At 62.6% G+C, this 10,112-nt stretch carries 12 protein-coding genes; all 12 read left to right on the top strand.

What is annotated here, in order from left to right; genetic code table 11:
- The coding region (locus FLQ44_RS08020) for a hypothetical protein (protein WP_206208749.1) at nt 1-343 on the top strand (343 nt) is incomplete at its 5' end.
- Nucleotides 344-345: 2 nt separating this feature from the next.
- The gene (locus FLQ44_RS08015) at nt 346-882 is read left to right on the top strand and encodes a terminase small subunit (RefSeq protein ID WP_147693955.1); all 537 of its coding nucleotides are present in this window, start codon (nt 346-348) and stop codon (nt 880-882) included.
- Between the two features lie 63 nt (nt 883-945).
- The gene (locus FLQ44_RS08010; RefSeq protein WP_147693954.1) at nt 946-2,436 is read left to right on the top strand and encodes a terminase; all 1,491 of its coding nucleotides are present in this window, start codon (nt 946-948) and stop codon (nt 2,434-2,436) included.
- A 65-nt stretch (nt 2,437-2,501) separates the two neighbouring features.
- Nucleotides 2,502-2,741 (top strand): hypothetical protein, encoded by a 240-nt coding sequence (locus FLQ44_RS08005; RefSeq protein WP_206208748.1) that lies wholly within the window; start codon nt 2,502-2,504, stop codon nt 2,739-2,741.
- Nucleotides 2,741-4,396, top strand: coding sequence for a portal protein (locus FLQ44_RS08000; RefSeq protein WP_147693953.1), 1,656 nt, complete (start codon nt 2,741-2,743; stop codon nt 4,394-4,396). The genes FLQ44_RS08005 and FLQ44_RS08000 overlap by 1 nt, the downstream gene beginning before the upstream one ends.
- Nucleotide 4,397: 1 nt before the next feature.
- Nucleotides 4,398-4,703, top strand: a complete 306-nt coding sequence (locus FLQ44_RS07995; RefSeq protein ID WP_147693952.1) for a Bbp19 family protein — start codon at nt 4,398-4,400, stop codon at nt 4,701-4,703.
- Nucleotides 4,700-5,434, top strand: a complete 735-nt coding sequence (locus tag FLQ44_RS07990; RefSeq protein WP_206208747.1) for a hypothetical protein — start codon at nt 4,700-4,702, stop codon at nt 5,432-5,434. Before FLQ44_RS07995 ends, FLQ44_RS07990 begins: the two co-directional genes overlap by 4 nt.
- A 15-nt stretch (nt 5,435-5,449) precedes the next feature.
- On the top strand, nt 5,450-6,454 hold the full coding sequence (locus FLQ44_RS07985) for a major capsid protein (RefSeq protein ID WP_147693951.1): 1,005 nt from the start codon (nt 5,450-5,452) through the stop codon (nt 6,452-6,454).
- 54 nt (nt 6,455-6,508) lie between these two features.
- Nucleotides 6,509-6,931, top strand: a complete 423-nt coding sequence (locus FLQ44_RS07980) for a Bbp16 family capsid cement protein (RefSeq protein WP_147693950.1) — start codon at nt 6,509-6,511, stop codon at nt 6,929-6,931.
- A gap of 15 nt (nt 6,932-6,946) precedes the next feature.
- On the top strand, nt 6,947-7,150 hold the full coding sequence (locus FLQ44_RS07975) for a hypothetical protein (RefSeq protein WP_147693949.1): 204 nt from the start codon (nt 6,947-6,949) through the stop codon (nt 7,148-7,150).
- Nucleotides 7,151-7,204: 54 nt separating this feature from the next.
- Nucleotides 7,205-7,825, top strand: a complete 621-nt coding sequence (locus FLQ44_RS07970; RefSeq protein ID WP_147693948.1) for a phage connector family protein — start codon at nt 7,205-7,207, stop codon at nt 7,823-7,825.
- Nucleotides 7,822-10,112, top strand: a 2,291-nt coding sequence (locus FLQ44_RS07965) for a phage tail protein (protein ID WP_147693947.1), incomplete at its 3' end; no start/stop codon positions are given. The genes FLQ44_RS07970 and FLQ44_RS07965, both read left to right, overlap by 4 nt.

Here is a 10,112-nt window from a genome sequence, read left to right as displayed (position 1 = left end):
TGACATGCCGGTACTCGCCATGGCCCCAGACAACCAGCTCGACTTGTTCAGCACGCTGCAGCCGGCCGCAGAGGAAAAACCCCTGCGCCGTGTGACGCGCACGCAGACGGATAAGCGCGTGCACTGGTTCCGTGTGTTGAACGATCTGACCCGGGCAGGCCACTGCCGTAGCACGGTATCGGCCAGCACCGGTATCAGCCGCGATAAGCTGGACCGCTATTACAGCCACGGCACTGAACCGCGATACTGCGACGGCGAGGCGCTTATAACCTTCTGGTGCCTGGCCACCGGCAAGCCACGCAGCAGCCTTCCAAAAATCTCCCGATATGACTACAGGTTTTGAGCATGGCATTGACGCCGAAGCAGTCCCGATTCGTTGACGAGTACCTGGTGGACCTGAACGCCGCCGGTGCCTATCGTCGTGCGGGCTATGCCGCCAAGGGCAATGCCGCCGAAGTCAACGCAGCGCGCTTGCTCAGGAATGCTCAGGTGCAACAGGCCGTCCAAGGTCGCATGAAGCAGCGCGAGCAGCGCACGCAGGTAGACGCCGACTACGTCATCAAGCGCCTGCAGGAGATCGACCAGATGGACGTGTTCGACATCCTCAACGACGACATGAGCCTGAAACCGATCAGCCAGTGGCCGCGCACGTGGCGCCTGTCCATCAGCGGCATCGACCTATCCGAGCTGGTAATGGGCGGCGAGTCCGAGCAAGACCGCACCGTGCGCCTGCTGAAGAAGATCAAGTGGCCGGACAAGGTGAAGAACCTAGAGCTGCTGGGCAGGCACTTTGGCATCTTCAACGACAAGCTGGACGTGTCTGGCCAGGTGAGCGTGGTAGACCGCATCCTGATGGCGCGCAAGCGTGCGGCCAACCCCTAAACCGCGAAACTGCCCAGGCACCCTGCCGCACCATCCGCCCCATCACATCGATGGGGCTTTTTCATGTCTGCTGCGGAAAAACTGGACCCGGAAGCACTGCTGGCCGAGGACATGGGCCGCTTCTTCTACGACCCGCTGGGCTGGGTCATGTACGCATTCGAGTGGGGCGTGGGCGAGCTGGACGGCTTCACCGGCCCTGACGATTGGCAGCGCGAGTTCCTGACCGACTGGGGCGAGGCCATCAAGCGCAACAACTTTGACGGCGTGAAGCCCGTCGCTGCGTACCAGGCTGCCACCAGTAGCGGCCACGGTATCGGCAAGAGCGCGCTGTCGTCGTGGATCATCCTGTTCATCATGAGTACCAGGCCGTACTGCAAGGGCGTGGTGACAGCCAACACGTCCGAGCAGCTGCGTACCAAGACCTGGGGTGAGCTGGGCAAGTGGCGCAAGCGCTGCATTACCGGCCACTGGTTCGTGTACAACAACGGCAAGGGCAACATGAACCTGTACCACGCGGCACACCCTGAGAGCTGGCGCGTGGATGGCCAGACCTGTCGCGAGGAAAACAGCGAGAGCTTCGCCGGCCTGCATGCGGCCAACTCCAGCCCGTTCTACCTGTTCGATGAAGCGTCGGCCGTGCCCGATAAGATCTGGGAAGTGGCCGAAGGCGGCCTGACCGACGGCGAGCCGTTCTGGTTTGTGTTCGGCAACCCCACGCGAAACACAGGCCGTTTCCGCGAGTGCTTCCGCAAGTTCAAGCAGCGCTGGCGCTGCCGCCAGATCGACAGCCGCCAGGCCAAGATGACGAACAAGGCCAAGATCGAGGAATGGCGCAGCGATTACGGCGAAGACAGCGACTTCTTCAAGGTGCGCGTGCGCGGCATGTTCCCTGATGCCTCTGACGCCCAGTTCATCCCCACCAGCCTGACCGACGAGGCACGCCGCCGCGTCATCACCGAGCGCGACGTGGCGCACGCGGCCACCATCATCGGCGTGGATCCGGCCTACTCCGGCGGTGATGATGCCGTGATCTACATGCGCCGTGGCCTGTTCGCCAAGAAGCTGTGGAGCGGCAACAAAACAGACGACGACGTGGTGATGGCCAAACGTATCGCCGACTTCGAAGACAAGCACCAGGCCGACGCCGTTTTCATCGACTTCGGTTACGGCACCGGCATCAAGTCGGTAGGGGCTACGTGGGGGCGCAACTGGCAGCTAATCCCGTTCAGCAGCGCATCGCTGGACCCGCAGATGCTCAACAAGCGCGGCGAAATGTACAACTCGGTGAAGAAGTGGCTGCAGGAAGGCGGCGCACTGGACGAGCAGGAAACCGCCGAAGACCTGTATTCAGTTGAGTACCGCGTGAAGCTGGACGGCAAGATTGTGCTGGAGCCCAAAGACGAGGTGAAAGCCCGCCTTGGCCGTTCGCCTGGCTGCGGTGACGCCCTGGCCCTGACCTTTGCCGCCCCGGTGATGAAGCGCAACCGCATGCCGCAAGGTAGCAACGCCATACCGCAAGGCCGCACCGTCACCGACTACGACCCATTCCGCTAAACCGCGAAAATCCGCAGGCCGCACGGGCAACATCACCCCATCATCAACATCTGAGGTGGGTCGCCATGTGCGGTGTAATCAAAAAAGCGATTGGCCTGTCTGCCCCAAACATCACCATCCCCACGGCTGCCAGCACGGCAGCTGCGCCTGTTCCATCCAGCGATGACGCCAGCGTGGTGAATGCTGCATCTGACGCCAAGCGCCGCCGTGCTGCCTCTGCTGCTGCTAGCTCTGCCGTGCTGACCAGCGGCCAGGGCGCCACCGGCAGTGCTGCCACCGCAGGCAAAACCCTGCTGGGTGCCTAATGGCTGACTCCATCCGCCAGCGCTGCGACAAGCGCCTTGCCCAGCTCAAGACCGAGCGCAACAGCTTCGAAACCAGCTGGCGCGAGCTTGGCGAGTTCTTCATGCCCATGGCCCCGCGCTTCCTGACTACCGAGCGCAACAAGGGCGACCGTCGCAACACCAAGATCATCAACAACACGCCGGTACTGGCAGCAGACACGCTGGGTTCCGGCATGCACGGCGGCATGACCAGCCCCGCCCGCCCCTGGTTCAGCCTGACCACGTCGGATATCGAGCTGGCCGAGCGCGCCGAGGTGAAAGCTTGGCTGCATCGCGTGACCGAGGACATGCGCACGATCTTTGTGCGGTCCAACCTGTACCAGTCCCTGCCGGTGATCTACAGCCTGATTGGCACCTTTGGCACGGCTGCCATGGGCGTGTTCGAAGACGACGACACGGTAATCCGCACCTACCCGTACCCGATTGGCAGCTACTGGCTAGCTAATGGCGCACGCCAAAGCGTGGATACCTGCTACCGCGAGTTCTCCATGACCGTGGGCCAGATGGTGGAGAAGTTCGGCCTGACAGCCTGCAGCACTGCCGTGCAGAGCGCTTACCAGACCGGCGCTACCGAAAACTGGCACGCCGTCGTGCACGCCATCGAGCCAAATACCCAGCGCGACCCAGCGCTGAAAGATGGCCGCAACAAGCGATACCTGTCCGCGTACTACGAGCAAGGCGGTGAGGCCGACAAGCTGCTGTCCGTGGGTGGCTTCGATGAATTCCCCGTGATGGCCCCGCGCTGGTTCGTCAACGGCGAGGACGTTTACGCCACCAAGTGCCCGGGCATGACCGCCATTGGCGACAACAAAGCCTTGCAGCACGAGGAGCGCAGCAAGGCCCAGGCCATCGACTTGCTGGTAAAGCCGCCTATGACGGCACCGTCCACCATGCAAAACCAGCGCGTCAGCCTGCTGCCGGGCGATGTGACCTACATCGACGTGGTGCAGGGCCAGCAAGGCTTTGTGCCGGCCTACCAGATTCAGCCGCGTCTCAACGAGCTGATGCTGGACATTCAGGCCAACGAGGAGCGCATCCGCCGCGCCTTCTTCTACGACCTGTTCTTGATGCTCTCCAACATGGGCAACGCCAAGGACGTGACCGCCACGGCCGTGCTGGAGCTGAAAGAAGAAAAGATGACCGTGCTGGGGCCAGTGCTGCAGCGCCTGGACGAAGACCTGCTAGACCCGCTCATTACCCGCACCTTCGCCATCATGCAGCGCCGTGGCCTGATTCCGCCGCCACCGCCCGAGCTGGATGGCGCTGCGCTCAAGGTCGAGTACGTCAGCGTGATGGCCCAGGCCATGAAGATGGCCGGCATCAGCAACATCGAGCGCTTCGTGGGCTTCGTGGGCAGCCTGGCCGCCTCTAAGCCGGACGTGCTGGACAAGGTCGATTTCGACCAGGCCGTAGACGACTACGCCACCCGCCTGAGCATCGCCCCCGGCATCACCCTGGCTGACGAGCAGGTGGCCACTATCCGCCAGCAGCGCGCCGAGCAGCAGCAGGCTGCCCAGCAGCTGCAAATGGCACAGATGGCCGCCGACGGCGCCAAGACCCTGAGCGAAACCCAAATGACCGAACCCAGCGCCCTGGCCGCGCTGATGGGGATGTGACATGGACGAACAGTTAAAGACCGACGAAGAGCTGCTGGCCGAGCGCCAGGAGCAAGAACGGCAGAAGCGCCAGCGAGCCGACGACGATCTGGCCGCGCTGATGATGACCGAGTACGGCCGCCGCCTGATGTGGCGCTTGCTGGGTGACTGCCGGATTTTCGAGCAGAGCTTTACCGGCGATCTGGCCGGTACCAGTTTCAACGAGGGCAAGCGTTCTGTCGGCAATAAGTGGTTCGCCGACGTGCACCGCGTCTGCCCTGACCTGTACCTGAAGATGGCCAAAGAGGCCAAGGAGAGCAACCAATGATCAAGCAACAACTGATCGCCCGCGGCTACTGGCAGGAAGCCGGTGACACCGGTTCTGCCGGTGGTGGTGGCGCGCCCGCCTCGTCTGCACCGACTGGCACCACTCTGCTGTCTGGCGATGGCGCGAGTGCCGATTCCCAGTCATCCAGCACTGACGGCAGCGCCGCAGGCGATGGCACCCAAGCCACGCAGCAGCCAGACGGCAGCGCTTCGCAGGAAGGCCAGCAGCAGGCCGAGAACAAGGACGGCCAGCAGGACAAGCCATCCGTGCCGGAAGCCTACGACTTCAAGGCGCCGGAAGGCAGCGAGCTGGACACCCAGCTAGTCGAGAGCTTCACCCCGCTGGCCAAAGAACTGGGCCTGAGCAACGAGCAGGCGCAGAAGGTCGTGGACCTGGTGCCGCAGCTGCAGCAGCGCATTGCCGAGCAACAGGCAGAGGCCTGGGGCAAGCAGGTGCAGGACTGGGCCGAGGCAGTGAAAACAGACAAGGAAATCGGCGGCGACAACTTCCAGGGCTCGCTGGTCGCCGTTCAGAAAGTGATGCAGCAGTTCGGCACGCCCGAGCTGAAGCAGATGCTGGAGCAAACCGGCATGGGGAATAACCCCGAGCTGGTGAAGCTCATTGTGAAAGTCGGCAAGGCCATGAGCGAGGACCAGTTCATTGCCGGCGGTAAATCAACCAGTGGGGGCGGGGCTGTAGGCCTTTACTCCAAATCCAAAATGAACCCGTAACGGAGATAAACCCAGATGGCTACTCTGACTACCATCAACCCGACGCTGGCCGACGTAACCGCACGTATGACCGCAGACGGCAGCATTGATCCCAATATCGTGGAGATGCTGAACGAAACCAACGAAGTGCTGACCGAGATGACCATGATCGAGGCCAACGGTTTCTCTGAGCACAAGACCACCATTCGAAGCGGCCTGCCAGATGCTACATGGCGCCTGCTGAACTATGGCGTGCAGCCGTCCAAGTCCAAGACTGTTCCGGTAAAGGACAGCATGGGCATGCTGGAAACCTACGCCGAAGTCGATAAAGCACTGGCCGACCTGAACGGCAACAGTGCCGCCTGGCGCCTGTCGGAAGATCGAGCCTTCGTGGAAGGCATGAACCAGTCCATGGCGCAGACCCTGTTCTATGGCGACAGCTCGGCCAACCCTGAGCGCTTCATGGGCCTGGCACCTCGCTACAACAGCTTTTCCGCCGAAAACGCCATGAACATCGTGGACGGTGGCGGCACAGGTAGCGACAACGCATCCATCTGGCTGGTGGTATGGGGTCCGAATACCTGCCACGGTCTGTACCCGAAAGGCTCCAAAGCTGGCCTGCAGGTTAGCGACAAGGGCCAGGTAACCATCGAGAGCGCTGGCGGTGTGGCCGGCTCGCGCATGGAAGCCTACCGCACCCACTACAAGTGGGATCTGGGTCTGACCCTGCGCGACTGGCGCTATGTGGTTCGTATCGCCAACATCGATGTATCCGACCTGACCAAGAACGCTAGCGCCGGTGCTGACCTCATCGACCTGATGACCCAGGCTATCGAGCTGGTGCCGAACTTGGGCATGGGCCGCCCGGTGTTCTACATGCCGCGCAAGATTCGCAGCTTCCTGCGCCGCCAGATCACCAACAAGGTAGCCGCCTCCACCCTGACCATGGAAAGCATCGCAGGCAAGTCCGTGGTGGCCTTCGATGGCGTGCCATGCCGTCGTACCGACGCGCTGCTGCTCACCGAAGCCCGCGTGGTTTAACCCTGACGGGGCGGACTCCCGCCCCTAATAACTTCTTCTGCAAGGATGCAAACCATGATCATTGATAAAGCACTGCAGGTGTCGAGCGCCCAGGCTGTCACTGCCTCGACGGCCTCTACCGACGTGATCGACTTTGGCCAGCCCACCCCTAACACCGGTATGGATGACCGTTCCAGTATGGTGATCACCGTGTCGGAATCGGCTGCTGCCGCTGGCGCCGCCACCGTCACCTTCTCTATTCAGGACTCCGCCGACAACAGCACCTTTGCCGACGTGGCCGTGACCGCTGCTATCGGCAAGGCCAACCTGGCCGCAGGCCGCCAGATCGTCATTCCGATGCCGGTCAACCTGCGCCGCTACTGCCGCGTGTATTACACCGTAGCCACGGGCCCGCTGACTGCTGGCAAGTTCTCTGCCCAGGTGGTTGAAGGCATCCAACAAAACACCCCGATGCCAGATAGCCCGCGCATCGCCTGATAAGGAGAAAACCGCATGAAAGCAACCGCGACCGCTGTTGGCTACTTTGGCGTGCTGCGCCAGCCTGGCGAAGGGTTCGAAGTACCGGACGATACAAAGCCGGCCAGCTGGTTTGAGCTCGAAGGCAAGAAGGCCGCCACCAAGCGCACCGGCAAGAACCAGCCCGCCGAGGGTAATGGTGATGCTGCCGAGGCAGCGGATACCGGCACCGCCGAGTAAGTCACCAACATCCAACAAAGGGGCCGCGCGCCCCTTTTTTTCATGGAGCCGACCATGGCGACTTCCATCGTAAGTATTTGCAATCTGGCGCTGTTCAATGTAGCCAGCACGGCCAGCATCGCCAGCCTGGACGAGCGCAGCAAAGAGGCTCAGGTGTGCGCCCAGGTGTACGACATCACCCGTGACGCTGCGCTAGCGCAGATGGCACCAGCTTGGGCCACCCGCCGCGCTGCCTTGGCTGATACCGGCGAGGCACCCGCAGGCTGGCAGTACGGCTACGCCTACCCAAGCGACTGCCTGAAAGTTACCGAAGTCTTGCCAGCGGGCATGCGTGCCGTGCTGCCTGGCACCCAGCGTATCGCGTTCGACCTGACCATGAATGCCGCCGGCACCGGCCGCCTGCTGGCGTGCGATCTGCCGCAGGCCGAAGCCTGCTACATCCAGCGCATTGAAGACCCCACCCTATACCCGCCGCTGTTCGTACAAACCCTGGCTTGGGGGTTGGCCGCAGCCATCTGCGTGCCGCTCAAGGTAGACGGCAACACCGCCCGCGCCGCCCAAGAGCGCTACATGGCCATGTTGTCAGCGGCCAGCGCCAGCGCAGCAGGCGAGCGCTACGCACCAGCCGACCCGTACCGCACCGCCGTGGGCATCAACGAAGCGAGGTTCGCATGAAAACCAACCAGCCATCTTTTGCCGGCGGCGAGCTGGCACCCAGCCTGTGGGGGCGCGTTGATCTGGCGCGCTATCAGACCTCGCTCAAGCGCTGCCGCAACTTCATCAGCAGGCAGTACGGCGGCGCTGATAACCGCCCGGGCACGCGCTTCGTAGCGGCTACCAAGGACGCCAGCAAGGCTTCGCGACTAATTCCGTTTGCGTTCAGCACGGTGCAGACCTACGCACTGGAGTTCGGTGATTACTACATGCGCGTGCATAAAGACGGCGCCCAGGTGGTCTACCCGACCGGCCACGCCAGCGCCGGCCAGCCGGTGGAGATCGCCACGCCCTACCCTGCGTCTGCAGTGGCCAGCCTGAAATACACGCAAAGCGCTGACGTGCTTACCGTGTGCCACCAGGGCTACGCACCCCGCCAGTTCAGCCGCTACGATCACCACGACTGGCGCATCAGCGAATACGCGCCCGAGGAAGGGCCATTCAAGGATGTGGCGTTCGACAAGGCGGTAACCGTCACCGCCTCGGCCGCCACGGGTAGCATCACGATCACCTCGACTACCGATATCTTTGCGGCAGGCAACGTGGGCAACCTGTTCTATCTGGAGCAGGCTTCATCTGACACGCCAGCCTGGCAGGGCGGCAGGCAGATGAGCGACCCAGGCGCCAGTCCTGACGGCAAGCTGTGCCGGTCAAATGGAAAGGTTTATGTCGCAGACGGGAATGCGGCCGTAGCTGCGCAGGCATACTGGACTGGCTCCACCGCCCCATCTCATGACGAAGGTACAGAGCAGGATGGCACTGGCACGTATTACGATTCGGCCAACTATCCTGGCCCAATGGGCGTGAAGTGGAAGTACCTTCATAGTGGCTATGGCATCGTGCGCATCACCGGCGTGACCGATGCCAGGACGGCCACGGCTACCGTTATCCGCCGCCTGCCGGATGCCGTGGTATCGGCTGGCACCTACAAGTACGCGCATGCGGCGTGGTCCAGCATTGAGGGCTACCCCGGTACTGTGGGCTACTACCAGCAGCGCATGGTGTTTGGCGCCACCAAGCAGCAGCCGCAAACGCTGTGGATGACCAAGGTGGGCGACTTCAAGAGCTTCGGCAAGAGCACGCCGCTGGTTGACGATGACGCTATCACCCGCAGCCTAGTGTCCCGACAGGTCAACGAAATCCGCCACATCCTGCCGCTGGATAGCCTGCTGGTGCTGACCTCTGGCGGCGAGTGGCTGCTATCCGGCCCTGACGACGTGCTGACCCCGTCCACCATGAGCACAAAACAGCAGGGCTACGGCGGCTGCAGCCATCTGCCCCCAATCGTTAGCGGCATCAGCGCGGTGTACCTGCAGGACGATAACGCCACCATCCAGGACCTGGCCTACTCCCTGCAGGCGGATGGCTTCGACGGTGAAGAACTCAGCACGCTAGCCAACCACCTTTTCGCTGGGCGCGAGATCGTAGACCTGGCCTATGCCCGCCGCCCAAACACAGTACTGTGGATGGTGCGCGACGATGGCGCGCTGGTGGGCCTGACCTACATGAAGACCCAACAGGTAGTGGGCTGGCACTGGCACGACACCGACGGCGCTTTTGAAAGCGTGTGCGCTATCCGCGAAGGCAATGAAGATGCGGTGTACGCCATCGTGCGGCGCACGGTCAATGGTGCCACGGCACGGTACGTGGAGCGCTTCGCCAGCCGCCGTTTTGACACCATCGAAGATGCGTTCTTTGTGGACTGCGGCCTGACCTACGATGGCCGGAATACCAGCACTACGAGCATGACCGTCTCCGGTGGCAGCGCGTGGGATTACCGCTATGAGACGTTCACCGTAACGGCCAGCGCCAGCTACTTCAACGGCGGCATGGTAGGGGCTGTATTGCAGCTGCCGTACGGCGATGACGGCGCCGTGCTGCGCCTGGCCATCGAATCCGTGACCAGTGGCACCGTATGCGTCTGCCGTGCCAGCCGAGATGTGCCGGAGGCGTTGCGCGGTGTTGCCACTACCGACTGGCGGCTGGCGCGCACCACCTTCACCGGCCTATCTCATCTGGAGGGCAAGACAGTCAGCATCCTGGCTGACGGCAGCGTACACCCGCAGCTGGTGGTGTCGGGCGGTGTGATCACCCTGCAAACCGCCGCGGCTGTGGTCCATGCTGGGCTGCCCTATGCGTCTGATCTGCAAACTCTGGACCTGTCATCCGTGCAGGATGGCCTGCGCGCCCGGGTGAAGAATGTGCCGTCCGTTACGGTGCTGGCAAACAGCTCGCGCGGCCTGCTGGC

It is taken from the genome of Vogesella mureinivorans (assembly GCF_007644035.1).
GTDB lineage: Bacteria > Pseudomonadota > Gammaproteobacteria > Burkholderiales > Chromobacteriaceae > Vogesella > Vogesella mureinivorans.
This window is presented reverse-complemented; position numbering and strand designations above follow the sequence as displayed.